Here is a 26,304-nt window from a genome sequence, read left to right as displayed (position 1 = left end):
GCTCGCGACGTAGGCTGAGGGCATGAGCACCGAAGCCGTCATCGTCGACGTCGTGCGCACTCCCGTCGGGCGCGGCAAGCCCGGCGGGATGCTCTCGGCCGTGCACCCGGTCGACCTCCTGGCCGGCGTCCTCGACGCGCTCGTCGGGCGCAACGACCTCGATCCCGCGCTCGTCGAGGACGTCATCGCCGGCTGCGTCAGCCAGGTCGGCGAGCAGTCCATGAACCTCGCCCGCAGCGCCGTGCTGGCGGCCGGCTTCCCGGAGACGGTGCCGGCGACGACGATCGATCGGCAGTGCGGCTCGAGCCAGCAGGCGGTGGCGTTCGCCGCCCAGGCGGTGCTCGCCGGCCAGGCCGAGATCGTCATCGCCTGCGGGGTGGAGTCGATGAGCCGGGTGCCGCTCGGCTCGTCCCTCCAGGGGGCCGACCCGCAGGGGGCGCGCCTGCGCGCCCGGTACCCCGAGGGGCTCGTCAACCAGGGCGTCGCCGCCGAGCTCATCGCCGCGCGCTGGGGACTCGACCGGGAGCGGCTCGACGCCTACGCCGCACGCTCGCACGAGCTCGCCGCGGCGGCGGGCGAGTCGGGCGCCTTCGCCACCGAGCTCGTCCCGGTGCCGGGCGTCGACGGCCTCGCCGACGAGACCGTGCGCCCCGGCACGACCGTCGCGGGGCTCGCCGGGCTCCCCGCCGCCTTCCGCACCGAGGAGCTCGCGGCCCGCTTCCCCGAACTCGACTGGCGCATCACGGCCGGCAGCTCCTCGCCGCTCAGTGACGGCGCCTCCGCGGCGCTGATCATGAGCCGGGCCGCCGCGGAGCGGCTCGGTCTGCCGCCGCGCGCACGCGTGCACGCCTCGGTCGTGGTCGGCAGCGACCCCATCACGATGCTCACCGGCGTCATCCCCGCGACCGAGCGCGTGCTGCAGCGGGCCGGCCTCGACCACGACGACATCGACGCCTACGAGGTGAACGAGGCCTTCGCCTCGGTGCCGCTCGCGTGGCTCGCCGACACCGGCGCGGATCCGGCGAAGCTCAACCCGCGCGGCGGGGCGATCGCGCTCGGGCACGCGCTCGGCTCCTCGGGCACGCGGCTGCTCACGACGCTCGTGAACCAGCTGGAGGCGAGCGGAGGCCGCTACGGCCTGCAGACCATGTGCGAGGGCGGCGGGATGGCGAACGCGATGATCATCGAGCGCACCGCGTCGTAGCCGGCCGAGCACTCGGGCCGAGCCCGCGGGGCTCGCGCCCGCTCACGAAGAAGGGGAACCACACGGAATGGAACTGACAGGCAGCTCGGCGATCGTCACCGGCGGCGCATCCGGACTCGGCCGCGCCACGGCCCGCGCGCTCCTCGACGGCGGCGCGTCCGTCGTCCTCGTCGACCTCCCGGGGCCGCGCGGCGAGGAGGCCGCCGCGGCGCTCGGCCCCGGCGCGCGCTTCGTCGCGGCCGACGTCGCCGACGAGGCGCAGGTGCGCGCCGCCGTGGATGCCGCGTCGGCCCTCGGCCCGCTCCGCGTCGCCGTGAACTGCGCGGGCATCGCGACCGGCAACCGCACCGTCGGGCGGGACGGTCCCGCGCCGCTCGACGTGTTCGAGCGCACCATCCGGGTGAACCTCATCGGCACCTTCAACGTGACCCGGCTCGCCGCCGCCGCGATGGCGGAGACGGAGCCCGTGTCCGGCGGCATCCCGGGCGCTCCGGCGACCGCCGAGCGCGGGGTCATCGTGAACACGGCCTCGGTCGCCGCCTTCGACGGGCAGATCGGGCAGGCCGCCTACTCGGCGTCGAAGGGCGGGGTCGCGGCGATGACGCTGCCGCTCGCCCGCGACCTCTCGAAGCTGCTCATCCGCGTCGTCACGATCGCACCGGGCATCTTCGAGACGCCCATGATGGCGGGGATGCCGCAGGAGGTGCAGGATTCGCTCGCCGCCCAGGTGCCGCACCCCTCGCGGCTCGGATCGCCGGTCGAGTACGCCGACCTCGTGCGGGCGATCGTGCGCAACCCGATGCTGAACGGCGAGACGATCCGCCTCGACGGCGCCATCCGCATGCAGCCCAAGTAGCCGGCCGACACCCCTCGACGTGCCCGACGTTCAGGAAAGTCGGGCACGTCGATAGGGCGCGGTGCGGGCGGGCGGTGCTGGGCGGTGCGGTGCCGGGCGGTGCCGCGTGGCTCAGGCCGCGATGCGGCGCGCCCGGCCCGCCCGCCAGCTCTTGACGAAGCCGTCGACGATGTCGGCGAGGGCGACGCCGATCACGGTCACGACGGCGACGGCGACCACGATCGGGCCGGCGTCGCCCCAGGGCCAGCCCACCGCCTCGAGGGCGGCGGGGTTCACGAGGCGGCCCTCGAGGAGGAGCCAGAGGGCGGGCACCGTGAACGCGATGTTCAGCAGCACGTTGACCGTCGCCAGCCACCAGTTCCACCCGGCGAGGAAGACGGCGACCGCGAAGAGGATCTCGAGCCCGATGATGCCGATGAAGTACGGCAGCCAGAAGCTCCAGAGCGCCGGGTCGAGCACCGGGATCGACTCGAGCTGCGGCACCCACGGGATGCCGAACTGCTGCCAGACGATGGCGGCGGCGAACACCACGAGGAAGAACACCGCGGCGATCAGGTCGGCGAGGCGCGAGGTGCGGGCCGGTTCCGGCGTCGCGGGCAGCTGGTCGAGCGTCCAGAGCGAGTCGATGCCGCGCCGGCCCTCCGGGGCGGGCGCACGCTCGAGCACCGCGAAGACGAGGGTCGTCCAGAAGCCGAGGTGCACGACGACCGAGAGCGAGACCACGACGACCGTGCCGATGATCTCGCCGACGGATGCCCCGTCGATCGCCTTGCCGAGCGCGACGCCGACGGCGGCGACGGGCACCACGATGGCGAGGAGCAGCTTCAACAGGCGCCACCAGGTGAGGTAGTAGCGCGGCCCGATGAGCTGCAGCGGCCGGTCGACATAGCCGGCCGCGAGTGCGACGGGGTCGCCGAGCTCCGTGAGCACGGCGCGCTCGGCGTCCTCGGGGGAACGGCCCTGTTCGAGGAGCGCGTCGGTCTCGTCGCCGATGCGCTCCCGGAGCTCGCGTTCGAGCTCGCTGCGCTGCGCCTCCGGCACGCTCCGGGCGGCGGCCCAGACGTAGCGGTCGGTCAGTGTGGCGGTCATGATTCGTCTCCCGTCAGGCGCGCGAGCGCCGCGTCGATGAGCTTCCAGTCGCCGGTGAGGGTCTCGGCTAGACGCTCACCGGCGGGGCTCGTGCGGTAGAACTTGCGGGGCCGCGCCTCGTCGGTGTTCCACTCGCTCGTGAGCAGCTCCTGCTTCTCGAGCCGGCGGAGCAGTGGGTAGAGGGTGTTCGCGTCGACGGTGATGCCGAGCGCGTTCAGCGATTCGAGGAGGGCGTAGCCGTAATCGGCCGTGCGCAGCCGGATGAGGCAGGCGAGCACCACGGTGCCGCGTCGCAGCTCCTGCAGGTGGCCGGCGGTGAGGTCGTCAGTGCTCATGCCTCACACGATACTGTGCGATACACACTATTGCAAGACACACGATGACGTGTGGGTGAAGAACCTTGCTCCCGTCGCATGCCGAACGTGCACCGCCCGCGCCTCCAGGCGCGCCGCACGCACAGGGCGGGCAGGGCGCATTGCGGGCAGGGCGCACTGCGGGTCAGGCGCGCACTGCGGGCGCAGGCGCTCTCAGGCGCGCCGCAGCTCGGCTTCGATCGCGGGGGAGAGGTCGCCGCGGCCGGTCACGGCCACCTCCCCGAGCCCCTGCCAGGCGGCCGCGCGACGCAGGACCGGGATGAGCCGGGCCGCCGTCTCCTCGGGTGCGCCGGGCTCCGCCCAGGCCGACTGCACGCGCAGCACCCCGGCCTGCCGGTCGCTCTTCAGGTCGACGCGGCCGACGATGCGATCGTCGACGAGCACCGGCAGGCTGTAGTAGCCGAAGACCCGCTGCGGTTCCGGCGTGTAGATCTCGATGCGGTAGTGGAAGTCGAACATGCGCTCGGTGCGCGGACGGAACCAGACCACGGGGTCGAAGGGGGAGAGGAGCGCCGTCGCCTCCAGCCGCCGCGGGCGGCGCGCGTCGCGATGCAGCCAGCTGGCAGTCGGCTTCTGGCCGGTGCGCCAGCCCGGCACTTCGACCGGGAGCAGCAGGCCCCCCTCTTGCAGCTCCTCGATCGCGCGGCGCACCGGCGCGCGCTTCATGCGCCAGTAGTCGGCGAGGTCGGCCTCGGTCGCGATGCCGAGGGCGGATGCCGCGAGCGCGACGAGCTCGCGGACAGCATCGGGCTCGGGCGGCGCGCTGTCGAGGAGCTCGCCCGGGAGCGCCTGCTCGGGCAGGGCGTAGACGCGCTCGAACCGGCGCCGCTCGACGCAGACGACGTCGCCCGTGCGGAACATCATCTCGAGCGTGCGCTTGACGTCGGACCACCCCCACCAGGGCCCGCGCCGTTCGTTGGCGTCGTGCTCGATCTCGCTCGCGCGGAGCGGACCCTTCGCCGCGAGCTCCGAGCGCAGCCAGCCCGCGAGCCCGCGGTCGTCGGCGACCCAGCCGCCCCAGTCCTCGCCCCGGTCGCGGTACTCGGCGCGGCGGAACTCGAACAGCGGCCAGAGCCGCCGCGGGATGAACGCCGCCTGATGCGCCCAGTACTCCACGGTGCGCCCCCGGCGCCCGTAGGTCAGGCGGTCGAGCGACTCCCGCTCGTAGTGCCCCAGGCGGCTGAACGCCGGGAGGTAGTGGCTGCGCTCGAAGACGTTCACCGAGTCGATCTGCAGCAGTCCGAGTCGATCGACGACGCCCCCCACGGCCCTGGTGCCGGCGGCCTCGCCGGGCTCGAAGACGGGCTTGCCGATGCCCTGCGCGGCGAGCGCGATGCGTCGGGCGAGCGCTGGGCTGACGGTGTCCACCATGTGCGGGAGGCTACCGCCCGCCGCCGACACTCGCATGCCGGTGCCGGAATGGGCCGCGCCTAGACTGGGACGATGGACGACTCGAAGGGGCGGGCTCGAGGCAGGTTCCTGTGGCGGCCGAGGCCGGCCGACACGGAGGCGACGGTGCGCGAGGCTCCAGACCGACGCGATGCAGACGACGGCGTGCCCTACGGCATGCGCCTCGCGGGGGCGTGGTCCTGGCGGCTGCTCCTCGTCGGCGCGGTGATCGCCGTCGTGATCTTCCTCGTCATCCAGCTCCGCCTCATCGTCATCCCGCTGCTCGTCGCGGTGCTCCTCTCGGCCCTCCTCGTCCCGTTCAGCCAGTTCCTCCAGCGGCACCGCTGGCCGAAGTGGCTCTCCGTGACCGCGGCGATGCTCGCGATGCTCGCCGTGGTCGGCGGCCTGCTGACCCTGGGCATCTGGCAGATCGCGCGCGGCTCCGACGAACTCGCCGCGCAATCGCTCACCGCGTGGGAGGACCTGAAGGCGTGGCTCCTCGAGGGGCCGTTCCACATCACCGAGGCGCAGCTGAACGACTGGGTGGGCCAGGCGCTGTCCGCGATCCAGCAGGACTCCGGGGTGCTCTGGAGCGGGGCGCTCTCGGTCGGCTCGAGCTTCGGCCACTTCCTCGCCGGCATGCTCCTCGCCCTCTTCGCGACGCTGTTCATCCTCATCGACGGGCGCGGCATCTGGAACTGGCTCGTCGGCATCTTCCCCCGTCGCGGCCGCACCGCGATCGACGGCGCCGGCCGCTCGGGCTGGGCCACCCTGCAGAACTTCGTGAAGGTGCAGATCCTCGTCGCGACGATCGACGCCGTCGGCATCGGGCTCGGCGCGCTCCTCCTCGGCGTCCCGCTCGCCATCCCCATCGCGGTGCTCGTCTTCCTCGGCTCCTTCATCCCGATCGTCGGCGCCGTCGCGACCGGCGCGCTCGCCGTGTTCGTCGCCCTCGTCTACAACGGCTGGGTGATCGCGCTCATCATGCTCGGCGTCGTGCTCCTCGTGCAGCAGGTCGAGGGGCACATCCTCCAGCCGCTCATCATGGGCACGGCGGTGAAGGTCCACCCGCTCGGCGTCGTGATCGCGGTGGCGACGGGCTCGCTCCTCGCCGGCATCCCCGGCGCCCTCTTCGCCGTCCCGATCGCCGCCGTCGCGAACGTGATGATCGCGTACATCGCGAAGGGGGAGTGGAAGAGCGGCAGTCCGCCCTCGGCGTCCGACGCGACCTCCCCCCTCTGGCGCACCGTCCCGCAGCGTCCCGGCTTCCAACGAGGAGAACCCACCCCGTGACCATCAGCTACCCCGGCCCCGGGCTCGCCGACTTCGAGCGCGCCCGCGAGATCGTCTCCCGCGTCGCCCGCGAGACCCCGATGGAATCCTCCCGCTACCTCGCCCGGGTCGTCGGCGCTCCCGTGCACCTGAAGTGCGAGAACCTGCAGCGCACCGGCTCCTACAAGCTCCGCGGCGCGTACCACCGCATGTCGAGCCTCAGCCCCGAGGAGCGCGAGCGCGGGGTCGTCGCGTCCTCCGCCGGCAACCACGCCCAGGGCGTCGCCTTCGCCGCGCGAGAGCTCGGCATCAAGGCGACGATCTTCATGCCGGTCGGCGTCACCCTGCCGAAGCTCGAGGCCACCCGCGCCTACGGCGCGGACGTCATGCTCGCGGGCGCCACGTTCGGGGAGACCCAGCAGGCCTCGATCGAGTACGCCGAGCGCACCGGCGCCGTGCTCATCCCGCCGTTCGACCACCCCGACGTCGTCGCCGGCCAGGGCACCCTCGGGCTCGAGATCCTCGACCAGGTGCCCGACGCGGCGACCATCGTCGTGCCGATCGGCGGCGGGGGCCTCGCCGCGGGCATCGCGAGCGCGGCGAAGCAGCGGGCCGCGGCCGAGGGGCGCACGATCCGCGTCGTCGGCGTGCAGGCGGCGAACGCCGCCCCCTACCCGGTCTCGGTCGAGGCGGGAGAGCCGGTCCAGGTGCCCGTGCTGCCGACGATCGCCGACGGCATCGCCGTCTACCGGCCGGGGGAGCTGAACTTCCGGATCATCCGCGAGGCGGTCGACGAGATCGTCACCGTCGGCGAGGACGACATCGCCCGTGCGCTGCTCGTGCTCCTCGAGCGGGCGAAGCTCGTCGTCGAGCCCGCCGGCGCGGTCTCGGTGGCGGCGCTCATCACGGGCGCCGTGCAGACCGACGGCCCGGTCGTCGCGATGCTCTCGGGCGGCAACATCGACCCGCTCCTCATGCAGCGCGTGATCTCGCACGGCCTCGCGGCCTCGGGCCGCTACCTGACCGTCCGCGTGGGGCTTCCCGACCGGCCCGGCCAGCTCGTGCGCATCGCGGAGCTCCTCGCCGGCTCGCACGCCAACGTCGTGGAGGTGCTGCACACCCGGCACGGCCGCGGCCTGCAGATCTCCGAGGTCGAGATCGACATCTCGGTCGAGACCCGTGGACCCGAGCATCGCACGCAGGTCGTCGAGGTGCTGCGCAGCGCCGGCTACGACCCGGTCGTCCTCGACGACTGAGCGGCGGCGCGCGGCGGACCGAGTCCCTCGTGGAACGCAGGATGCCCCGGGCGATCCGCCCGGGGCATCCGTTCGTTCGTGGACCGCTCGGCTACTCGCCGCCCCAGGTCTCGACGCGCACGATCTCGACCGCGATCTCGCGGCCGTTCGGCGCCTCGTAGCTCGTCTTCTCGCCAACCTTCAGGCCGAGGATCGCGGCACCGAGGGGCGACTGCTCGCTGAACACGTCGAGCTCGGAGTCGCCGGCGATCTCGCGGCTGCCGATGAGGAAGGTCTCCTCGTCGCCGGCGATCACGGCCGTGATGACGGTGCCCGACTCGACGATGCCCTTCGAGGCGGGCGCCTCGCCGACCTCCGCGTGCTTCAGCAGCTCGGTGAGCTGGCGGATGCGCGCCTCCTGCTTGCCCTGCTCGTCCTTCGCGGCGTGGTAGCCGCCGTTCTCCTTGAGATCGCCCTCTTCGCGCGCCGCCTCGATGCGCTTCGCGATCTCCTCGCGCCCGTGCGTGGAGAGGTGTTCGAGCTCACCGGCGAGCCGGTCGTAGGCCTCCTGGGTCAGCCAGGTGACGGTGGCGTCCTGCGCCATGGTGCACACTCCTGTTCGGAACTGCGTCCGGAATAGACGTGTCGCCCCGGCGGATGCCGGAGCGAATCTCCAATGTTAGGTGAGCCAGCACCGGTTGATCAAACCGGTGTTGGCCTCCTGAGCCGTGCGGACGGTCTCCGTGAACTCGCGGATCGGCTTGTCGGAGGCGGGGATCTCGACGACCTTCCAGCCGACGACGGTGAAGTCCTCGTTCAGCGCCTGGACGATGCACGCCGTCTCGTTGCCGGCGGGCACCGAGAGCTGCCAGGTCACCTCGACGGAGCGCTCGTCGGGCTGCAGCACGTGACCGAGATCGGTCGCCTGGATCTGCGGCTTGCTGCCGTCGAGCCCGGCCCACACGACCCAGGCGACGAGGACGATCGCGACGGCGGCCCCGCCGAGCACGAGCAGCAGCCGGTCGCGCGAACGGTTGCGCTTCGTGCGGCCGTAGCGGGCCTCGATCGCCTCGGAGGGCGCCGCGGGGGCGTCGGCATCGGCGGGCGACGTCTGGTCGCGCGTCGCGGATGCCGCGGCGTCGGCAGGGCTCACTCGGGCTCCTTCGAGGTGGATCGACTAGGCTGCATCAAGCCTAACGCCGCCCCCTGAAGGGATCCCGATGTTCCTGCCCTCCGCCGTCTCCACGCTCTCCGCCGCCGTCGTCGCGGCCGAGAAGGAGGAGTTCGACCCGAACACGGTGACCCCCGGCGTCATGGGCTTCGTCGTCACGTTCCTCGTGATGGTGGCCGTTCTGCTGCTCATCCTCGACATGACCCGCCGCATCCGCCGCACGAACTACCGCGCGCAGGTGCAGGAGCAGCTCGACGCCGAGGAGCGGGCGGAGGCCGAGGGCGCCGCCGAGGCGACGGATGCCGAGCCGGCCGTCGACGATGCGACCCCGGCCGCGCCGACGGCCCCGGCGGAGCCGACCGCGCAGGAGCCCGGCGCCAAGACCCGCGACTGATCGCGGCGAGCGCGCCTCAGCCCGCGTTGTAGGCGGGCGCGAGCGCGATCAGCAGCGTCGCCGTCCAGTGGCACATGAACGCGAGCACCGTGCAGACGTGGAAGATCTCGTGGAAGCCGAAGTGCCCGGGCCACGGGTTCGGTCGCTTGAGGCCGTAGACGACCGCGCCGATCGTGTAGAGCACGCCGCCGACGATCACGAGCACCATCATGGCGACGCTCGCCGCGAGCAGGTCGCCGAGGTACATCACCGCGGCCCAGCCGAGCAGCAGGTAGATCGGCACGTACAGCCAGCGCGGCGCGTGGATCCAGAAGACGCGGAAGCCGATGCCGAGGAGCGCGCCGCCCCACACGACCGCGAGCAGGACGAAGCCCTTCTCGGGCGGCAGCGCCAGCACCGAGAGCGGCGTGTAGGTGCCCGCGATGAGCAGGAAGATGTTGGCGTGGTCGATGCGCTTCAGGATGACCTTCGTGCGCGGCTTCCAGTTGAAGCGGTGGTAGAGCGCCGAGTTGCCGAACAGCAGCATCGAGGTCAGCATGAACACCGCGGACGCCCACTTGGCGGGCGCGCCGTGCGCGAGCGTGATGAGCACGATGCCCGCGGCGATCGTGACGGGGAAGGTGCCCGCGTGGATCCAGCCGCGCCAGCTCGGCTTCAGCTCGGTCGGATTCGCGACGGAGGCGTCGAGGAACGGGATGTTGGGGAGCTCGGGTCCGGCGCCCTCGTCGCGGGCGACCGCGGCGTCCGCGGCGTCGAGCTCGGCCGCGGGATGCTCCAGCAGCTCGGCGACGTCCTCGGGCTCGCGCGCGTTCGTGGGGGTCATGTCCCAAGCGTAGGGCGTCACCCATCACGATCGGCTGTGAGTGTCGGGGGCGCGGAGGGGTAGCGTAGTCGGGTGCAGAACAGCGATCGCTCCCTTGGTCGCGGTCTCCTCTACCGGATGTATCAACGGCGCCTGCAGCGGGGCCTCGGTCCCGGGGCGGTGCCGCGGCACGTCGCGATGATCATCGACGGCAACCGGCGCTGGGCGAAGCAGCTCGGCTACGACACCGCCGCCCACGGGCACCGCGCCGGGGCCGCGAAGATGCGCGAGTTCCTGGAATGGTGCGACGACCTCGGCATCCGCGTGGTGACGCTCTACCTGCTGTCCAGCGACAACCTGAGTCACCGCGCCCCCGACGAACTCGCCGACCTCATCGAGATCATCGCCGAGCTGGCCGAGGAGCTCAGCCACTACCGGGACTGGCGGGTGCAGCACGTCGGCACCGACGCCGGGCTCCCGGAACCGCTGGTGGCGGCGCTCGACGCCGCCGAGCACCGCACGGCCGACAAACGCGGACTGCACGTGAACCTCGCCGTCGGCTACGGCGGGCGCACGGAGATCACCGACGCGATGCGCGCCATCGTCGCGGCGCACCACGCCGAGGGCCGGAGTCTCGAGGACCTGGCCGAGCGGCTCACGCCCGACCTCATCGGGGAGCACCTCTACACGGGTGGCCAGCCCGATCCCGACCTCGTCATCCGCACCTCGGGGGAGCAGCGCCTCAGCGATTTCATGCTGTGGCAGTCGGCGCACAGCGAGTTCTACTTCGTCGAGGCGCTCGGCCCCGACCTCCGCAAGGTCGACTTCCTGCGCGCTCTCCGCGACTACGCCAAACGGCACCGGCGCTTCGGCGGCTGAGCCCGCCGCGGCGCGCGCGAGACGCCGTGTCCCGGGCGGCGGAACCGGCCGGACGGTCGGTACGAGCGCTGTTCGCCCTCCGAGCGCTATCCTCAGTGCTGGACTTGCGGAAGGGGCCCATGAGCATCGAGGAATACGCCGCCGGATTCACGGAGGAGCCGGGCTATCTCGACTACGGTCGGATCGGCCCGATCGCCTCCGTGGCGGCGGAGGAGATGCTGGCGCTCGCGCAGGTGCTCGCGCGCGCCCGCCACGGCAGCCTCGACGTCATGCGCGAGCAGGACGCCCGGGTGCGCGCCGCGGCATCCGCGCTCCTCGGGATGCCGAGCGAGCAGATCGTGGCGCAGCCGAACACGAGCCAGGGCCTCATGCACGCGATGTTCGGGCTCACGGGCGGCGTGCTGCTCTCGGCGGGGGAGTTCCCGAGCCTGCCGATCGCCGCGGTGCGCGCCCAGGAGGCGCTGCACGCGATCACGCCCGTCTGGCTCGAGACCGACCACGGCAAGGTCACGCCGGCACGCATCCGGGAACAGCTCGATCCGAGCGTCAAGGCCGTCGCGGTCAGTCTCGTCGACTCCCGCACCGGGTACCTCTGCGACCTCGAAGGCATCCGCCAGGTCATCGGCGACCGGCTGCTGATCGTCGACGCGATCCAGGGCTTCGGCGTCGTCGACGCGCCCTGGGCGCTCGCGGACGTCGTGGCGACCGGCGGGCAGAAGTGGTGCAGGGCGGGCTGGGGCACCGGCGTGCTCGCGCTGAGCGAGCGCGCGCTCGACCGGCTCACGCCCGTGTTCTCCGGGTTCACCGGCACGGAGGAGGACGAGCCCTGGGGCGAGGTGCCCCCGCCGGCCTCGTCGGCGCGGGCGTTCCGGGTGACGAACCCCGACCCGATCGCGGAGGCCCGCTTCGCGGCGGCGCTCGAGGAGATCGCCCGGGTCGGTGTGCCGCAGGTGAACGCCGCCATCGCCGAGCGGGTGAGCCAGGTGATCGAGCTCGCGGACGAGTTCGCGATCGCCGTCGCCTCCTCGCGCGACGAGCACGAGCGGGCCGGCATCGTGGTGCTCGAGCCGCCCGTCGAGCAGACGACGATCCTCTCGGCCTCCCTGCACAACCACGGGGTGACCGCGACGAGCCGCCAGGGGCAGGTCCGGCTGAGCGTCCACGCCGGCACGACCGCCGAGACGCTCGGCATGCTGCGCGACGCCCTCGTCTCCTACGCGACCGCCGCCAGCTACTGACCTCTCCCTGATACAACTCAGGAACATCCGGCGGTTATGGCGTGCGAGGCCTTCCGGGATCCCCGGAACGACGCGGATGCCTCGGCGACCGTTCCTGAGTTGTCGAAGGTGGAGCACGGGGCGGGCAGGGGGCGGGCGGGCCGCGGCCGCGGGACGGGCGGCGGAAGGTGAACACGCGACATCCGTCCGCGTGTCGCTTCCAGGGTTCCCGCGAAACGGTCGTAGCTTCAGCTCAACGGGTAAATCACCTGTTCGAGTCGGCTCGTGACCGCTCGTAGGAGGATCGCCGGCCGGCGCGTGAGCCGAGCGAAATGCTCGGGGCGGGAGCGGTTGTGGCGTCCTCGGTTACTCATGAATCGGTCGGTCGTTCCACTGGGCGTGCGAAGTCGCGCGAAGCGGAGGCGGCGCGGGATGATCTCGCGCAGCTCGAGCGAACGTACGTCCTCGACACCTCGGTGCTGCTGAGCGATCCGCGCGCACTCTTCAACTTCCACGAACACGCGGTGGTGCTGCCGGTCGTGGTCATCACCGAGTTGGAGGCGAAGCGGAACGACCCGGAGATCGGCTACTTCGCGAGGCAGTCGCTGCGGCTGCTCGACGAACTGCGGATCGAGCACGAGCGACTCGACTTCCCGATCCCCGTCGGCGACGGGGGCTCGCTCCGCGTCGAGCTCAACCACTCGAACCCCGCGGTGCTGCCGAGCGGGCTGCAGCTCGGCGACAACGACTCGCGCATCCTCGCGTGCGCCGCGAACCTGCAGGCCGACGGGGTGCCCGTCACGGTCGTCTCCAAGGACCTGCCCCTCCGCGTCAAGGCGGCCTCGATCGGCCTCGACGCGCAGGAGTACCGGCACGAGCTCGCCATCGACTCCGGCTGGACCGGCATGGCCGAGGTCACGCTCGGCTCGAACGACATGGCCCGGCTCTACGAGCGCGAGACGCTCACGACGAGCACCATCGAGGGGATGCCGATCAACACCGGCCTCGTGCTGCACTCGGATCGCGGTTCGGCGCTCGGCCGGGTCGTGGGGGAGCGGGAGGTGCGGCTCGTCCGCGGCGACCGCGAGGTGTTCGGCGTGCACGGCCGATCGGCGGAGCAGCGGCTCGCGATCGACCTGCTGCTCGACTCGGAGGTCGGGATCCTCTCGCTCGGCGGACGTGCCGGCACCGGCAAGTCGGCGCTCGCGCTCTGCGCCGGGCTCGAGGCCGTGCTGGAGCGGCAGCAGCACAAGAAGATCATGGTGTTCCGGCCGCTCTACGCGGTCGGCGGCCAGGAGCTCGGCTACCTCCCCGGCGACCAGGGCGAGAAGATGAACCCGTGGGGTCAGGCGGTGTTCGACACGCTCGGCGCGCTCGTCTCGCAGAACGTGCTGGACGAGGTCGTCGAACGCGGCATCCTCGAGGTGCTGCCGCTCACGCACATCCGCGGCCGCTCGCTCCACGACGCCTTCGTGATCGTGGACGAGGCCCAGTCGCTCGAACGCAACGTGCTGCTCACGGTGCTGAGCCGCATCGGGCAGAACTCGCGGGTCGTGATGACGCACGACGTCGCCCAGCGCGACAACCTGCGGGTCGGTCGGCACGACGGCGTCGCCTCGGTGATCGAGACTCTGAAGGGGCATCCGCTCTTCGGGCACATCACGCTCACCCGCAGCGAGCGCAGCGCGATCGCCGCGCTCGTCTCGGAGATGCTCGACGGCAACGAGCTCGCCTAGTCGGAGCCGCAGCCCGGGGCGTCGGCTCCGGGCTGCGGCCGCTCGAGACCGAGCCGCGGGCGGAGGAGATCCGTGCCCGGGGAGGACGTTCGGGCGCGAGTCATCCTCCCTGCGTGCATCTCCTCCGCCGAGGCGGGCGGGAACGAGCGAGCGTCAGTACATGCGCTCGGCGTAGCTCGGGCCGTAGTACTCCTCGAGCGCGGCGACGGACTCCTCGGGCCGTTCGAGCGCCTGCGCGATGACGGCGCGCCGGGGCGCGGCGTCGGGGGTCCAGCTGTCCGCGTCCCAGGTCTTCGAGCGGAGGAAGGCCTTCGAGCAGTGGAAGAACACCTGCTCGACGGTCACCTCGAGCACGAGCTGCGGCACGTGACCGCGGACGGTCATCCGCTCCGCGTAGGGGACGTCGCGGAGGAGGCGGGCGCGACCGTTCACCCGCAGCGTGTCGCCGCGCCCAGGGATGACGAAGACGAGCCCGACGTTCGGGTTCTCGAGCACGTTGTGGAAGCCGTCCGCGCGGCGGTTGCCCGGACGCTCCGGGATCGCGATCGTCGTGTCGTCGAGGACGAGCGCGAAGCCGGCCGGGTCGCCTTTCGGTGAGACGTCGGCGGCACCCGAGGCATCCGCCGTCGCGATGAAGCAGAGCGGGGATGCCGCGAGGAAGGCCCGGTCGATCTCGTGCAGTCGCGTGCGCTCCTTCGCCTTCGCGGCCGGGAGCGGGGTGCCGATGAGGTCCTCGAGCTCGGCGCGGTCGGTGACGGGGATGCCTCCGTGGTCCATGGTTCCACGCTACTCCCGCCTGCCGGGTCGAGCCGTTCGCGCCGCGTGCCAGCCGGAACACGCCCGGAATCACCGGGTGTTGCGCGGCTATCTCGATATAGCTAGGTTCGAGGCATGACGTCTCCCCGCATCACCGACGCCACCGCCGACGTGCTCGAAGCGCTCGTCGACGCCGCCGATCCGATCTGGGGCCTCGCCCTCGTGAAGCGCTCCGGCCGGCCCGCGGGCACCGTCTATCCGCTGCTCGAACGGCTCGAGCGCGCCGGCTGGCTCGAGTCGGAGTGGGAGCTCGACGCCGACCGGCCCGGACCCAGACGGCGGCTCTACACCCTGACCGCGGCCGGGCGCGAGGCCGCCGCACCCGCCATCGCCCATCGGATCGCGCGCCGGCGCGCCGTGGCCGCGCACTCGCGGTCGGGCCTCGGACCCGTCGCGGTCGGAGGCAACGCGTGAGCGCCGAGCGGTGGATCGGCGGTGCCGTCCTGCTGCTGCCCGGAGCGCTCCGTCCGCGGTTCCGCGAGGAGTGGCTCGGCTCGCTCCGCGACGCCCCGGAGCTCGGCGTCGCCCGCGCCGCGATCGTGCGCGGTGCCTACGCGACGGCGCTCGGCGCCCCGCGCTCCCCGGCCGCGTTCGGCCTCACGCCGGGGGAGCTGGGCTTCCGCCGGCTGCGCTGGGCCGCGGCCTGGTTCGCGACCGCCCTCGTGCTGCTGAACGGCGGATGGCTCATCCCGGGCGAGGCGCTGCCGGGGACGTTCGCCGCACTCGTCTCCATCGGCCTCGGCGGGCTCGCCGTCGTCGCGCTGGTGTTCGGCGCGATCGCGGCGAGCGTCGGGCTGCGGACCCTGCTGCCCGTGCGGCGGCCGCTCGTCGCCTGGCTGCTCGCGATCGGGATCGCGGTCGCCGGGGCATCCGTGCTCGCCCTCGTGCTGGCGCTCTTCGCGCTCAGCTTCGCACTCATGCTCGGCCTCGTCGCCGGGCTCGGCGTCGCCGCGGTGGCGCTCGCCTGGCCGATCGCGCGCGACCCGGCGCTGCGGCGCACGACGCCGGGGATCCCGGCGCGGCTCGGCACCCGGCTCTCGGCGCTCCTCGCCGCCCTGACGCTCACCGCCGCGCTGGTCGTCGCGGTGCTGCACCTCCTCGTGTGGAACCCGATGGCGAAGGTGCCGGGCCTCGAGCTCGGCGCGATCTACGCGGAGCTCGAGGCCCGGGGCGAGATGCCCGCGGCGGGCGTCGGCTTCGTCCTCGTCTGGGCCGCGTCCTGGCTCCCGCTCGTGCTCCTCTTCCTCGCCGTGGCCGTGGTCGGTCCCCGCGGGGTCCTGCGGAACCTCGATGAACGCCGAGTGGCGCGCACCGCGCTCACCGGGCTGGCGTTCCTCGGCTTCGGGGTGTTCGTGGCCGGCTTCGGCCTCGGCATGTCGCTCGCCGACGCGTTCATGATCTCGGGCGGCGACGCCGCGCCGAGCGGTGCGCTGCTCACGGCCGGGGCGACGGTGGCGGGGATCGCCGCGTGCCTCCGGATCATCCCGCACACGACGGCTCCCGTCGAGGCAGCTGCCGCCTGAGGCAGCTGCCGCCTGAGACGGGGCCAGGAACGACGGATGCCCCATGCCGACGTGCGGCACGGGGCATCCGGGTGCTGAACGCTACTTCGCCTGCGGCGGACGCGTCATCGAGAGCAGGTCGAGGGCGGCGTCGAGCTGCGCCTCGCTGAGCTCCCCGCGCTCCACGTAGCCGAGGTCGATGACGGCCTCGCGCACGGTGATGCCCTTCGCCACCGAGTGCTTCGCGATCTTCGCGGCGGCCTCGTAGCCGATGAGCTTGTTGAGCGGGGTCACGATCGACGGCGACATGCCGGCGAGGGCGGTCGCACGCTCGGTGTTCGCCTGCAGGCCGTCGATCGTCTTGTCGGCGAGCACGCGCACCGAGTTCGACAGCAGACGGATCGACTCGAGCAGCGCGGTGCCCATGACCGGGATCTGCACGTTGAGCTCGAAGGAGCCGGATGCCCCGCCCCAGGCGACGGTCGCGTCGTTGCCGATGACCCGGGCGCAGACCATGAGCACGGCCTCGGGCACGACGGGGTTGACCTTGCCCGGCATGATCGAGGAGCCCGGCTGCAGGTCGGGGATGTGCAGCTCGCCGAGGCCGGTGTTCGGGCCGGAGCCCATCCAGCGCAGGTCGTTGCAGATCTTCGTGAGGCTGACCGCGATGGTGCGGAGCGCCCCCGACGCGTCGACGAGCCCGTCGCGGTTCGCCTGCGCCTCGAAGTGGTCGGCGGCCTCGGTGATCGGCAGTTCCGTCTCCTGCTGGAGGAGCTCGATCACGAGCTGCGGGAAGCCCGCGGGGGTGTTGATGCCGGTGCCGACGGCGGTGCCGCCGAGGGGGACCTCCGCGACGCGGGGGAGCGCGGTGCGCACCCGCTCGATGCCGAGGCGGATCTGGCGGGCGTAGCCGCCGAACTCCTGGCCGAGGGTCACGGGGGTGGCGTCCATGAGGTGCGTGCGGCCGGCCTTCACGACGCCGGCCCACTCGGCGGCCTTCGCCTCGAGGGCGACGGCGAGGTGGTCGAGCGAGGGGATGAGCTCGTCGATGAGCGCCGCGGTGACGGCGATGTGCACCGAGGTCGGGAAGACGTCGTTCGACGACTGCGAGGCGTTGATGTGGTCGTTCGGGTGCACCGGGCGGCCGAGCTTCTCGGTCGCGATGGTGGCGAGCACCTCGTTCATGTTCATGTTCGAGCTGGTGCCCGAGCCGGTCTGGTACACGTCGACCGGGAAGTGCTCCACGAAGCCGTGGCGGCCGGCGATGACCTCGTCGGCCGCGGCGACGATCGCCTCGGCGAGATCCTGCTCGAGCACGCCGAGCTTCGCGTTGGCCTGGGCGGCCGACTTCTTGATGCGGGCGAGCGCGGCGATCTGCGCGGGCTCGAGGCCGCTGCCGGAGATCGGGAAGTTCTCGACGGCGCGCTGCGTCTGGGCGCGGTAGAGGGCCTTCGCGGGAACCCTCACCTCACCCATCGTGTCGTGCTCGATGCGGTAGTCGGCGGCGTTGTCCACCACGATGTGTTTCCCTTTCGATCGGCGATGCCGGACGCTCCGGCGGGGCCCGGCTGGCGGCTGGCGTCGGCGGTCAGACCGCGCCGACGACGATGTCGGTCTCGACCCGGCCCTCGAGGAGCCGGTAGTTCGCGCCGACGATAGCCAGCGTACCCGCTGCGATCGCGTCGCTGATCATCTCGGAGGACTCGACGAGACCGGTGACGGTGTTGCGCAGGTGCTCGCGGCCGACGTAGCCGGCGTCGATGCGCGCGGGCTCCACCGGGGCGTCCGCGGCGACACCGGCGACCTTGCGCACGGCCGGCACGATCTTCTCGACCAGTCCGCCGATGTACGAGGGCAGCGGGGCCGCATCGGCCGCCTGCGAGTCGATCGCGGCGCGCACCGCGCCGCACTCGTCGTGCGCGAGCACGAGCACGAGCGGCACGTTCAGGACGCCCACCGCGTACTCGAGCGAGCCGAGCGCCGAGTCGGAGACGACCTGGCCGGCGTTGCGCACGACGAAGGCGTCGCCGAGGCCGACGTCGAAGATGATCTCCGCCGCGAGGCGCGAGTCGCTGCAGCCGAAGATGGCGACGAGCGGGCGCTGCGCGTGCGCGAGCGAGGCGCGGCGCTCGACGTCCTGACGCGGATGCATCGGGGCGCCGGAGACGAAGCGGGCGTTGCCGTCGCGGAGCTCCCGCCAGGTGTCGGCGGGCGTCTTCGGGGTGGAGCTCTTCACGGAGGGATCCTCTCGTTCAGCGGCGGTCGCGGGCTCGGTCACTCGGAGTCGGTCGAGCCCTGGGCCGTGATGGTCGGCGCGAGCGCCGTGGCCAGCTCGGCGAACTCCTCCGGGGAGGCGGTGCCGATCAGGATGATGGTCTGCTCGCCGGCCTCGGCGACGAGCCCGTAGCGCGCGTTGCCGACGTCGGCGTCGCTCGTGCGGTTGTCGTAGACCGTCCAGTCGACGCCGGCGATCTCGGTCGTGCCGACGGGCAGCGTGCGGGCGAGCTGCGTCGACACCCAGCTCGGGTTGGCCCCGACCGCCTGCGACATGCCGATGTACTCGTCGCCGGGGGTCAGGTAGCCGACGTACCAGGCGGTGACCTGGTCGGCCTTGCTGTTGCGCACCTCGGCGGCGTTCGCGCGCCAGCCCTCGGGGAGCACGGGCACCGCGAGATCGTTCGAGAACGCGGGCTGCACCTGCTCGGCCACGGCGGGCACGTCGACGTCGCGCTCGATCGCGGTGTTGCTGCGCGGGACGATGAGCACGATCACGAGCATCAGGCCGAGGCTCGCGACGAGGGCGAGCACGAGGTTGCGCAGCGTCTGACGCTGACGGTGCTTGCGGGAGTTCTCGGCCTTGCGGGCCGCGGTCTCCTCCGGGGTCTCCGGTCGACCGAGCTCGGCGACGACCCGCGGGGCGCGCTCGGCCATCAGGCCTCGCCCTCCGAGTCGGAGGAGCCCGCAGCGGATGCCTCGGCGGCGACCCCGGCGCGGGCGGCGTCGAGCCGGGCCTTCGCGCCGATCAGCCATTCCTCGCACCGCGCGGCGAGGGCCTCGCCGCGCTCCCACAGCGCGAGCGACTGCTCGAGCGTCGCGGAGCCCTGCTCAAGTTCGGCGACGACGCGCACGAGCTCATCGCGCGCCTGCTCGTAGCTGAGCTCGGCGAGGTCGGGGGAGGAGGGCATACCGGCCATTCTATTCGCCGCCACTGTCGGCGCCCGACGCGGCCGACCCGTCGCCGCGGCCGGCGGCATCCGGCGCGGCGCCCGCCGAGACCGCGGCGATCGTGCCCTCGGCGAGCGTGAGGGTGAGCGCCGCGCCCGGCGGTGCGGCGGCGGGCGCGCGGACGACGTGCCCGTCGGCGCCCTGGACGATGGCGTAGCCGCGATCGAGGGTCGCCTGCGGCGACAGGGCGCGGAGGTGACCGCGGAGCTCGCCGATGCGGTGCTCCTGGCGCTCGACGAGGCGGTCCACGAGCTCGGTGCCGCGGGCGACCCACCGGGTCAGCTCCTCGGCGCGGCGGTCGACGATCCAGGCGCCGTCGGCGAGCGAGGGCCGGGAGCGCAGATGGCCGATGCGATCGATCTCGTGGGCGAGGAAGCCCTGCAGGCGCACGGTCAGCCGCGAGCGCGCCTGCCCCACGCGGGCGAGCTCCTCGGCGACGTCGGGCACGACGCGCTTCGCGGCATCCGTCGGCGTGGAGGCGCGGAGGTCGGCGACCTCGTCGAGCAGCGGCCGGTCGGCCTCGTGCCCGATGGCGCTGACGATCGGCGTGGTGGCCGCCGCCGCGGCGCGGACCACGCGCTCGTCGCTGAACGGCAGCAGGTTCTGGAAGTCCCCGCCGCCGCGGGCGACGATGATGACCTCGACCTCGGGGTCGGCGTCGAGCCGCTCGATGGCGCGGGTGACCTCGCCCACGGCCCGGTCGCCCTGCACCGCGGCGTGCACGACTCGGAACTCGACGGCCGGCCAGCGCATGCGGGCGTTGCGCAGCACGTCCTTCTCGGCATCCGAGTCCTTGCCCGTGACGAGCCCGACGACCCCGGGCAGGAACGGCAGCCGGCGCTTGCGCTCGAGCGCGAACAGCCCCTCCGCGGCGAGCTGGGCGCGCAGCCGCTCGAGCCGTTCGAGGAGGTCGCCGAGGCCGACGTGCTTCAGCTCGAAGACCTGGAAGGTGAGACTGCCGCCCTTCACCCACCAGTTCGGCTTCACGAGCGCGACGACCCGGTCGCCCTGCTTGAAGTCCTCTGAGAGGCGCGCCCGCACGCTCGACCAGAGCGTGAACGAGACCGTGGCGGCCTGGTCGAGGTCCTTCAGCTTGCCGTAGACGTTGCCGGCCGACACCCCCCACTGGGTGATCTCGCCCTCGACCCACACGGTGCCGAGCCGGTCGATCCACTCCTTGACCTTCGTGGAGAGGAGCGCGACGGGCCACGGATCGTCGCGCGTCGCCGGCGCCTGCGTCACTCTGCCTCCAGGGGAGCTCGTCAGCCTGCGCCACGTAGGATGGACATCGTGACGAGCTCGATTGATGCCCCGCGGGTCGGCCTCGGCATGCCGAGAATCCCGAGCGTGCGAGGCCGGCTCAAGGATATCCCCGCCGGCCGACCCAAGCGCGTGCTGCTCGCCGCGCCCCGCGGCTACTGCGCCGGCGTCGACCGCGCCGTCGTCGCCGTCGAGAAGGCGCTCGAGCACTACGGCGCGCCCGTGTACGTGCGCAAGCAGATCGTGCACAACATCCACGTCGTGACCGAGCTCGAGAAGCAGGGCGCGATCTTCGTCGACGAGGTCGACGAGGTGCCGGAGGGCGCCCACGTCGTCTTCAGCGCGCACGGCGTCTCGCCCGCGGTCGTGAACGCCGCCGCCGATCGCGGCCTGCACGCGATCGACGCGACGTGCCCGCTCGTCACCAAGGTGCACCGTGAGGCCGTGCGCTTCGCGCGCGACGATTTCGAGATCCTGCTCATCGGCCACGAGGGCCACGAGGAGGTCGAGGGCACCGCCGGCGAGGCGCCCGACCACGTCACGCTCGTGAACAGCCCCGACGACGTGCCCGACATCGAGGTGCGCGACCCCGACAAGGTCGTGTGGCTCTCGCAGACGACCCTCTCGGTCGACGAGACGATGGAGACGGTGCGCCGTCTGCGCGAGCGCTTCCCGAACCTGCAGGACCCGCCGTCCGACGACATCTGCTACGCGACGCAGAACCGGCAGGTCGCGATCAAGAAGGTCGCCGCGGAGGCGGAGCTCGTGATCGTCGTCGGCTCGGCGAACTCCTCGAACAGCGTGCGCCTCGTCGAGGTCGCGCTCGAGAACGGCGCGAAGGCCGCGTACCGGGTCGACTTCTCGAGCGAGATCCGCCAGGAGTGGCTCGACGGGGTCGCCACGGTCGGCGTCACGAGCGGCGCCTCGGTGCCCGAGGGCCTCGTCAAGGAGGTGCTCCTCGAGCTCGCCGACGCCGGCTACGGCGAGGTGGCCGAGGTGAAGACGGCCGAGGAGGACCTCATGTTCTCGCTGCCGAAGGAGCTCCGGAAGGACCTCGCGGGCAACCGCGACGCGCGTGCTCTCGGCGGGCGCGGCCGCTCGGTCGACTGACCGCCAGCGACGCCCGGTCCGCCCCGGCTTCGCCTTCGGCGAACGGGATTGGAGTGAGCGCTCACTCAGCGTAGGCTCCCCGACGTGACCACGACGAGCGAGGCCCGGAAGCGCCGGGCGAAGCCGATGTCCGTCGACGAGCGCCGCGAGGCGATCGCCCGGGCGACGCTGCCGCTCCTGATGGCGCACGGACGCGACGTCACGACCCGCCAGATCGCCGAGGCGGCCGGCGTCGCCGAGGGCACCCTCTTCCGCGTCTACGACAACAAGGACGCGATCGTCGATGCCGCCGTCGCGGCCTACCTCGAGCCCGGGCCGTTCCGCGCGGAGCTCCGCCGGATCGACCCGCAGCTCCCGCTGGAGCTCAAGGTGCGGCTGATCATCGACCGCTTCCACGACCGCTTCACCGGCATCTTCGGCGTCTTCGCCGCGCTCGGCACGCACCCGCGGCCGCCTGTCGACATCAACGTCGACGCGATCGTCGCGATCTTCGCCGAGCTCCTCGAGCCGGAGCTCGAACGGCTGCGCGTGCCGCCCGCCACCGTCTTCGCCTTCGTGCGGGTCGTCGCCTTCGCCTCGGCGCTGCCGCACTTCAGCTCGACGATCTCGCTCGACTCCGCCGAACTCGCGAGCCTCGTCTGCCACGGCATCGCGCACGGGCCGCCGGGTGGTCCGCCCGCCGAGGCATCGTCCCCTGCCGCCGCCGGCATCCCCGCCGCCGGCATCCCCGCCACCGACCTCCCCACTACCGAGATTCCCACCACCGAGAGGAGCGAGCCGTGCTCGTGACCCTGCTCCGCCGATATCTGAAGCCCTACTGGCCGCTCCTCGTCGCCGTCGTCGTCTTCCAGCTCGCGCAGTCGATCGCCTCGCTCTACCTGCCGAGCCTGAACGCGGACATCATCGACGACGGCGTCGCGACCGGTGACACCGGCGCGATCTTCCGTCTCGGCGCGATCATGCTCGGGATCACCCTCGTGCAGGTCGCCTGCGCGATCGCCGCCGTCTACTTCGGCGCCCGGGCCGCGATGGCGCTCGGACGCGACCTCCGCCGGGCGGTGTTCCGCCGCGTCGCGGCGTTCTCCGAGCAGGAGGTCTCCCGCTTCGGCGCGCCGAGCCTCATCACCCGCTCGACGAACGACGTGCAGCAGGTGCAGATGCTCGTGCTGATGAGCTGCACCATCCTCGTCTCCGCCCCGATCCTCGCGATCGGCGGCGTGATCATGGCGCTCCGCGAGGACCTCCAGCTGTCCTGGATCATGGTCGTCGCGGTGCCGGTGCTGCTCGTCTCCGTCGGGCTCATCATCAGCCGCATGGTGCCGCTGTTCCAGTCGATGCAGCGGAAGATCGACAACGTCAACCGGGTGCTGCGCGAGCAGCTCACCGGCATCCGCGTCATCCGCGCCTTCGTCCGCGAGGGCGTCGAGAGCGAGCGCTTCGACGACGCGAACGACCAGCTCACCGACACGGCGCTGAAGGCGGGGCGGCTGTTCGCGCTCGTGTTCCCGATCGTCATGCTCGTGCTGAACCTCTCGAGCATCGCCGTGCTGTGGTTCGGCGCGTTCCGCGTCGAGGACGGCTCGATGCAGATCGGCTCCCTCACCGCGTTCCTCAGCTACCTCATCCAGATCCTCATGGCCGTGATGATGGCGACGATGATCGCGTTCCTGCTGCCGCGCGCCGCAGTCTCGGCGGGCCGCATCGGCGAAGTGCTCGACACCGAGCCGAGCGTCGTCGAGCCGACCGCGCCGGTGACCGCCCTCAGCGAGGCCGGCACGGTCGAGTTCCGCGGCGTCACCTTCGCGTACCCGGGCGCCGAGGAGCCCGTGCTGCACGAGGTCAGCTTCACCGCCCGGCCCGGGCAGATGACCGCGATCATCGGCAGCACCGGCGCGGGGAAGACCACGATCGTGAACCTCGCGGCGCGCCTCTTCGACGCCACGTCGGGTCAGGTCCTCGTCGGCGGCGTCGACGTGCGCGAGCTCGATCCCGAGCTGCTGAACGCGCAGTTCGGGCTCGTGCCGCAGAAGCCCTACCTGTTCGCCGGCACGGTCGCCTCCACGCTCCGCTACGGCAACCCGCACGCGAGCGACGAGGAGCTCTGGGCGGCGCTCGAGACCGCCCAGGCGCGCGACTTCGTCGAGGCGATGCCGGAGCAGCTCGAGGCGCCGATCGCCCAGGGCGGCACGAACGTGTCGGGCGGCCAGCGCCAGCGCCTCTCCATCGCCCGCGCGCTCGTGCGGAACCCCGCGGTGTTCCTCTTCGACGACTCCTTCTCGGCGCTCGACACCGCGACCGACGCCCGGCTCCGCGCCGCGCTCGAGCGCCGCGTCGGCGACGCGACGATGATCGTCGTCGCCCAGCGCGTCGCGACGATCACGGGGGCGGACCAGATCCTCGTGATGGAGGACGGCCGGATCCTCGACCGGGGCACCCACGCCGAACTGCTCGAACGATCCCAGGCCTACCGGGAGATCGTCGAGAGCCAGCTGAGCGTCGAGGAGGCGGCATGAGCGACACGAAGACCCCGCGGCCCCCGGTGCGCCGCGGCCCCATGGGCGGCGGCCCGATGGGCGGCATGGGCATGCCCGCGGAGAAGTCGCTGAACTTCGGCCCCTCCGCCAAGCGCCTCGTCGGCCGGCTCGCCCCGGAGCGCGGCCCCGTCGTTTTCGTCATCCTGCTCGGCGTCGTGAGCGTCGTGCTGTCGGTGCTCGGCCCGAAGATCCTCGGCCAGGCGACGAACCTCATCTTCGAGGGGTTCTTCGCCGCCCAGATGCCGGCGGGGGCGACGAAGGAGCAGATCGTCGCCGGCCTCCGCGCCGACGGGCAGGACCAGCAGGCCGACCTCATCAACTCGCTGAACCTCGTGCCCGGTCAGGGGATCGACTTCGGCGCCCTCGCGACCGTGCTCATCTGGGTGCTCGCGCTCTACGTGCTCTCGGCGCTGTTCGGCTGGGCGCAGGCGTACGTGCTGAACGGGGTCACCCAGCGCACGGTCTACCGGCTGCGCCGCGAGGTCGAGGAGAAGATCCACCGCCTGCCGCTGTCGTACTTCGACAAGATGCAGCGCGGCGAGCTGCTCTCCCGCGTCACGAACGACATCGACAACATCTCGCAGACGCTGCAGCAGACGATGAGCCAGCTGCTCACCTCGCTGCTCACCGTGGTCGGCGTCCTCGTCATGATGTTCGTCATCTCGCCGTGGCTCGCGCTCATCGCGCTCGTCACGATCCCCGCGACCCTCCTCATCACCGCGGTCATCGCGAAGCGCTCGCAGAAGCAGTTCGTCGCGCAGTGGACCCACACGGGCGTGCTCAACGCCCGCATCGAGGAGGCGTACTCGGGCCACTCGCTCGTGCGCGTCTTCGGTCGCACCCGCGAGGTCGAGCACGCCTTCGACGAGAAGAACGAGGAGCTCTACAAGGCGAGCTTCGGCGCACAGTTCGTGAGCGGCATCATCATGCCCGCGATGATGTTCGTCGGGAACCTCGTGTACGTGGCGATCGCCGTCGTCGGCGGCCTGATGGTGTCGGGCGGCTCGATCTCGCTCGGCGACGTGCAGGCGTTCATCCAGTACTCGCGGCAGTTCACCCAGCCGCTCAGCCAGCTGGGCGCGATGGCGAACCTGCTCCAGTCGGGCGTCGCGAGCGCCGAGCGGGTGTTCGAGCTGCTCGACGCCGAGGAGCAGGTGCCCGACCCGGTGGAGCCCGAGGCGCCGGCGGAGGAGTCGGGCCGGCTCGTCTTCGAGGACGCGTCGTTCTCCTACGAGCCGGAGAAGCCCCTCATCGAGCACCTCTCGCTCGTCGCGGAGCCGGGCCAGTCGATCGCGATCGTGGGCCCGACGGGCGCGGGCAAGACGACGCTCGTGAACCTCATCATGCGCTTCTACGAGCTCGACGGCGGCCGCATCACGCTCGACGGGGTCGACATCACGAAGATGACCCGCGACGAGCTGCGCGGACGCATGGGCATGGTGCTGCAGGACACCTGGCTGTTCGCGGGCACGATCCGCGACAACATCGCCTACGGGCGACCGGATGCCTCGGAGGAGGAGATCATCGACGCGGCCCGCGCGACGTACGTGGACCGCTTCGTGCGCTCGCTGCCCGACGGTTACGACACCGTGCTCGACGACGAGGCGTCGAACCTCTCGGCGGGCGAGCGGCAGCTCGTGACGATCGCGCGCGCCTTCCTCGCGCGGCCGTCGGTGCTGATCCTCGACGAGGCGACGAGCTCCGTCGACACCCGCACCGAGCTCCTCCTGCAGCACGCGATGAACGCGCTGCGGGCGGACCGGACGAGCTTCGTCATCGCGCACCGGCTCTCGACGATCCGCGATGCCGATCTCATCCTGGTGATGGAGGCCGGCAGCATCGTCGAGCAGGGGACGCACGCCGAGCTGCTCGCCGCGGACGGGGCGTACGCACGGCTCTACGAGGCGCAGTTCGCGGCGCCGATCGACGACGACGCGGAGGAGGCGGTCGCGTCCTGACGCCCGCCGAGGCCGAATCGACGAGCGCGGGGGGGGGGGGGGCCCCCCCGGCCCCGGGGCGGGGGGGGGGCCGGGGGGCGCCCCCCCGGGCCCCCACCCCCCACGCCCCGGCGCAACACAATAAAAAACCAAACAACAAAAAACCAAAAAAAAAAAAAACACCCCCCCCCCCCCCCCCCCTAAAAAAAACAAAAAAACCCCCCCCCCCAACGCACACCACAACGAAAAAAAAAAAAAAAACACAAAAATGTTTGTTTGAGGGCTTGTTGTTTATATATTTG

The 26,304-nt window shown here is 72.1% G+C and carries 26 protein-coding genes; 14 read left to right on the top strand and 12 right to left on the bottom strand.

The window, feature by feature from the left end; all coding sequences use genetic code 11:
* Positions 1–22: 22 nt before the first annotated feature.
* On the top strand, positions 23–1,204 hold the full coding sequence (locus ROT00_RS18035; protein WP_404776418.1) for a thiolase family protein: 1,182 nt from the start codon (positions 23–25) through the stop codon (positions 1,202–1,204).
* Positions 1,205–1,271: 67 nt separating this feature from the next.
* Complete coding sequence (locus ROT00_RS18030) at positions 1,272–2,060, top strand: 3-hydroxyacyl-CoA dehydrogenase (protein WP_404776417.1); 789 nt, start codon at positions 1,272–1,274, stop codon at positions 2,058–2,060.
* 111 nt (positions 2,061–2,171) lie between these two features.
* Here the strand turns inward: ROT00_RS18030 and ROT00_RS18025 are convergent, their stop codons facing one another.
* The 3 genes from ROT00_RS18025 to ROT00_RS18015 all read right to left on the bottom strand — a co-directional run bounded on the left by ROT00_RS18025 (position 2,172) and on the right by ROT00_RS18015 (position 4,894).
* Positions 2,172–3,149 carry a permease prefix domain 1-containing protein gene (locus ROT00_RS18025; RefSeq protein ID WP_404776416.1) on the bottom strand — a complete coding sequence of 326 codons (978 nt, stop codon included), beginning with the start codon at positions 3,147–3,149 and terminating at the stop codon, positions 2,172–2,174.
* Positions 3,146–3,484: a PadR family transcriptional regulator gene (locus tag ROT00_RS18020; RefSeq protein ID WP_404776415.1), complete on the bottom strand. Its 339-nt coding sequence runs from the start codon at positions 3,482–3,484 to the stop codon at positions 3,146–3,148. Before ROT00_RS18020 ends, ROT00_RS18025 begins: the two co-directional genes overlap by 4 nt.
* 192 nt (positions 3,485–3,676) lie before the next feature.
* Complete coding sequence (locus ROT00_RS18015; RefSeq protein ID WP_404776414.1) at positions 3,677–4,894, bottom strand: winged helix-turn-helix domain-containing protein; 1,218 nt, start codon at positions 4,892–4,894, stop codon at positions 3,677–3,679.
* Between the two features lie 72 nt (positions 4,895–4,966).
* Here ROT00_RS18015 and ROT00_RS18010 point away from each other — a divergent pair, with 72 nt between their 5' ends.
* The gene (locus ROT00_RS18010; protein ID WP_404776413.1) at positions 4,967–6,205 is read left to right on the top strand and encodes an AI-2E family transporter; all 1,239 of its coding nucleotides are present in this window, start codon (positions 4,967–4,969) and stop codon (positions 6,203–6,205) included.
* On the top strand, positions 6,202–7,440 hold the full coding sequence (gene ilvA / locus ROT00_RS18005) for a threonine ammonia-lyase (RefSeq protein ID WP_404776412.1): 1,239 nt from the start codon (positions 6,202–6,204) through the stop codon (positions 7,438–7,440). The genes ROT00_RS18010 and ilvA overlap by 4 nt, the downstream gene beginning before the upstream one ends.
* Positions 7,441–7,531: 91 nt before the next feature.
* Here ilvA and greA read toward each other — a convergent pair whose 3' ends face one another.
* On the bottom strand, positions 7,532–8,023 hold the full coding sequence (greA, locus tag ROT00_RS18000) for a transcription elongation factor GreA (protein ID WP_251201873.1): 492 nt from the start codon (positions 8,021–8,023) through the stop codon (positions 7,532–7,534).
* Positions 8,024–8,098: 75 nt separating this feature from the next.
* Complete coding sequence (locus tag ROT00_RS17995; protein WP_404776411.1) at positions 8,099–8,572, bottom strand: DUF4307 domain-containing protein; 474 nt, start codon at positions 8,570–8,572, stop codon at positions 8,099–8,101.
* A 67-nt stretch (positions 8,573–8,639) separates the two neighbouring features.
* On the opposite strand from ROT00_RS17995, the gene ROT00_RS17990 reads away from it, so the two are divergent.
* Positions 8,640–8,984, top strand: coding sequence for a hypothetical protein (locus ROT00_RS17990; protein ID WP_404776410.1), 345 nt, complete (start codon positions 8,640–8,642; stop codon positions 8,982–8,984).
* A 16-nt stretch (positions 8,985–9,000) separates the two neighbouring features.
* On the opposite strand, the gene trhA is transcribed toward ROT00_RS17990, so the two are convergent.
* A complete protein-coding gene (gene trhA / locus ROT00_RS17985) occupies positions 9,001–9,807 on the bottom strand; it encodes a PAQR family membrane homeostasis protein TrhA (RefSeq protein WP_404776409.1) in 807 nt (268 codons plus the stop codon).
* Between the two features lie 72 nt (positions 9,808–9,879).
* Between trhA and ROT00_RS17980 the strand changes: the two genes are divergently transcribed.
* The 3 genes from ROT00_RS17980 (at position 9,880) to ROT00_RS17970 (ending at position 13,618) form a co-directional block, all read left to right on the top strand.
* The gene (locus ROT00_RS17980; protein ID WP_404776408.1) at positions 9,880–10,665 is read left to right on the top strand and encodes an isoprenyl transferase; all 786 of its coding nucleotides are present in this window, start codon (positions 9,880–9,882) and stop codon (positions 10,663–10,665) included.
* 119 nt (positions 10,666–10,784) lie between these two features.
* Complete coding sequence (locus ROT00_RS17975) at positions 10,785–11,903, top strand: aminotransferase class V-fold PLP-dependent enzyme (protein WP_404776407.1); 1,119 nt, start codon at positions 10,785–10,787, stop codon at positions 11,901–11,903.
* Between the two features lie 311 nt (positions 11,904–12,214).
* On the top strand, positions 12,215–13,618 hold the full coding sequence (locus ROT00_RS17970) for a PhoH family protein (RefSeq protein ID WP_404776406.1): 1,404 nt from the start codon (positions 12,215–12,217) through the stop codon (positions 13,616–13,618).
* Between the two features lie 153 nt (positions 13,619–13,771).
* On the opposite strand, the gene ROT00_RS17965 is transcribed toward ROT00_RS17970, so the two are convergent.
* Positions 13,772–14,395 (bottom strand): pyridoxamine 5'-phosphate oxidase family protein, encoded by a 624-nt coding sequence (locus ROT00_RS17965; protein WP_404776405.1) that lies wholly within the window; start codon positions 14,393–14,395, stop codon positions 13,772–13,774.
* 114 nt (positions 14,396–14,509) lie between these two features.
* On the opposite strand from ROT00_RS17965, the gene ROT00_RS17960 reads away from it, so the two are divergent.
* Together ROT00_RS17960 and ROT00_RS17955 are read left to right on the top strand one after the other, a co-directional pair.
* Complete coding sequence (locus ROT00_RS17960) at positions 14,510–14,848, top strand: PadR family transcriptional regulator (RefSeq protein WP_404776404.1); 339 nt, start codon at positions 14,510–14,512, stop codon at positions 14,846–14,848.
* Entirely contained in the window at positions 14,845–15,957 is a 1,113-nt protein-coding gene (locus ROT00_RS17955) for a hypothetical protein (protein WP_404776403.1), read from the top strand. Before ROT00_RS17960 ends, ROT00_RS17955 begins: the two co-directional genes overlap by 4 nt.
* An 81-nt stretch (positions 15,958–16,038) precedes the next feature.
* Here the strand turns inward: ROT00_RS17955 and ROT00_RS17950 are convergent, their stop codons facing one another.
* The 5 genes from ROT00_RS17950 to xseA all read right to left on the bottom strand — a co-directional run bounded on the left by ROT00_RS17950 (position 16,039) and on the right by xseA (position 20,403).
* A complete protein-coding gene (locus tag ROT00_RS17950; protein WP_404776402.1) occupies positions 16,039–17,454 on the bottom strand; it encodes a class II fumarate hydratase in 1,416 nt (471 codons plus the stop codon).
* 70 nt (positions 17,455–17,524) lie between these two features.
* Positions 17,525–18,172, bottom strand: a complete 648-nt coding sequence (locus tag ROT00_RS17945) for a carbonic anhydrase (RefSeq protein WP_404776401.1) — start codon at positions 18,170–18,172, stop codon at positions 17,525–17,527.
* A gap of 38 nt (positions 18,173–18,210) precedes the next feature.
* Positions 18,211–18,867 (bottom strand): DUF4245 domain-containing protein, encoded by a 657-nt coding sequence (locus ROT00_RS17940; RefSeq protein ID WP_404776400.1) that lies wholly within the window; start codon positions 18,865–18,867, stop codon positions 18,211–18,213.
* Entirely contained in the window at positions 18,867–19,130 is a 264-nt protein-coding gene (locus ROT00_RS17935) for an exodeoxyribonuclease VII small subunit (protein ID WP_404776399.1), read from the bottom strand. Before ROT00_RS17935 ends, ROT00_RS17940 begins: the two co-directional genes overlap by 1 nt.
* Before the next feature lies 1 nt (position 19,131).
* Entirely contained in the window at positions 19,132–20,403 is a 1,272-nt protein-coding gene (gene xseA, locus ROT00_RS17930; protein ID WP_404776398.1) for an exodeoxyribonuclease VII large subunit, read from the bottom strand.
* Between the two features lie 87 nt (positions 20,404–20,490).
* On the opposite strand from xseA, the gene ROT00_RS17925 reads away from it, so the two are divergent.
* The 4 genes from ROT00_RS17925 (at position 20,491) to ROT00_RS17910 (ending at position 26,023) form a co-directional block, all read left to right on the top strand.
* On the top strand, positions 20,491–21,531 hold the full coding sequence (locus ROT00_RS17925) for a 4-hydroxy-3-methylbut-2-enyl diphosphate reductase (protein ID WP_404776425.1): 1,041 nt from the start codon (positions 20,491–20,493) through the stop codon (positions 21,529–21,531).
* 84 nt (positions 21,532–21,615) lie between these two features.
* Positions 21,616–22,320, top strand: a complete 705-nt coding sequence (locus ROT00_RS17920; protein WP_404776397.1) for a TetR/AcrR family transcriptional regulator — start codon at positions 21,616–21,618, stop codon at positions 22,318–22,320.
* Positions 22,311–24,044 (top strand): ABC transporter ATP-binding protein, encoded by a 1,734-nt coding sequence (locus ROT00_RS17915; protein WP_404776396.1) that lies wholly within the window; start codon positions 22,311–22,313, stop codon positions 24,042–24,044. Before ROT00_RS17920 ends, ROT00_RS17915 begins: the two co-directional genes overlap by 10 nt.
* Positions 24,041–26,023 (top strand): ABC transporter ATP-binding protein, encoded by a 1,983-nt coding sequence (locus ROT00_RS17910; protein ID WP_404776395.1) that lies wholly within the window; start codon positions 24,041–24,043, stop codon positions 26,021–26,023. Before ROT00_RS17915 ends, ROT00_RS17910 begins: the two co-directional genes overlap by 4 nt.
* The last annotated feature ends 281 nt before the right edge of the window (positions 26,024–26,304 follow it).

Source organism: Agromyces mediolanus, from assembly GCF_044917495.1.
Taxonomy (GTDB): Bacteria; Actinomycetota; Actinomycetes; order Actinomycetales; family Microbacteriaceae; genus Agromyces; species Agromyces mediolanus_B.
The sequence above is the reverse complement of the archived record's forward strand: the minus strand, read 5'-3'. Positions and strand labels throughout refer to the sequence as shown.

Excerpts from the sequence above, each read along its gene's own strand:
- ROT00_RS18035 (WP_404776418.1), top strand. The coding sequence starts at position 23 with ATGAGCACCGAAGCCGTCATCGTCGACGTCGTGCGCACTCCCGTCGGG.
- ROT00_RS18030 (WP_404776417.1), top strand. The coding sequence starts at position 1,272 with ATGGAACTGACAGGCAGCTCGGCGATCGTCACCGGCGGCGCATCCGGA.
- ROT00_RS18025 (WP_404776416.1), bottom strand. The coding sequence starts at position 3,149 with ATGACCGCCACACTGACCGACCGCTACGTCTGGGCCGCCGCCCGGAGC.
- ROT00_RS18020 (WP_404776415.1), bottom strand. The coding sequence starts at position 3,484 with ATGAGCACTGACGACCTCACCGCCGGCCACCTGCAGGAGCTGCGACGC.
- ROT00_RS18015 (WP_404776414.1), bottom strand. The coding sequence starts at position 4,894 with ATGGTGGACACCGTCAGCCCAGCGCTCGCCCGACGCATCGCGCTCGCC.
- ROT00_RS18010 (WP_404776413.1), top strand. The coding sequence starts at position 4,967 with ATGGACGACTCGAAGGGGCGGGCTCGAGGCAGGTTCCTGTGGCGGCCG.
- greA (WP_251201873.1), bottom strand. The coding sequence starts at position 8,023 with ATGGCGCAGGACGCCACCGTCACCTGGCTGACCCAGGAGGCCTACGAC.
- ROT00_RS17990 (WP_404776410.1), top strand. The coding sequence starts at position 8,640 with ATGTTCCTGCCCTCCGCCGTCTCCACGCTCTCCGCCGCCGTCGTCGCG.
- trhA (WP_404776409.1), bottom strand. The coding sequence starts at position 9,807 with ATGACCCCCACGAACGCGCGCGAGCCCGAGGACGTCGCCGAGCTGCTG.
- ROT00_RS17975 (WP_404776407.1), top strand. The coding sequence starts at position 10,785 with ATGAGCATCGAGGAATACGCCGCCGGATTCACGGAGGAGCCGGGCTAT.
- ROT00_RS17970 (WP_404776406.1), top strand. The coding sequence starts at position 12,215 with ATGCTCGGGGCGGGAGCGGTTGTGGCGTCCTCGGTTACTCATGAATCG.
- ROT00_RS17965 (WP_404776405.1), bottom strand. The coding sequence starts at position 14,395 with ATGGACCACGGAGGCATCCCCGTCACCGACCGCGCCGAGCTCGAGGAC.
- ROT00_RS17960 (WP_404776404.1), top strand. The coding sequence starts at position 14,510 with ATGACGTCTCCCCGCATCACCGACGCCACCGCCGACGTGCTCGAAGCG.
- ROT00_RS17940 (WP_404776400.1), bottom strand. The coding sequence starts at position 18,867 with ATGGCCGAGCGCGCCCCGCGGGTCGTCGCCGAGCTCGGTCGACCGGAG.
- ROT00_RS17935 (WP_404776399.1), bottom strand. The coding sequence starts at position 19,130 with ATGGCCGGTATGCCCTCCTCCCCCGACCTCGCCGAGCTCAGCTACGAG.
- ROT00_RS17925 (WP_404776425.1), top strand. The coding sequence starts at position 20,491 with ATGCCGAGAATCCCGAGCGTGCGAGGCCGGCTCAAGGATATCCCCGCC.
- ROT00_RS17910 (WP_404776395.1), top strand. The coding sequence starts at position 24,041 with ATGAGCGACACGAAGACCCCGCGGCCCCCGGTGCGCCGCGGCCCCATG.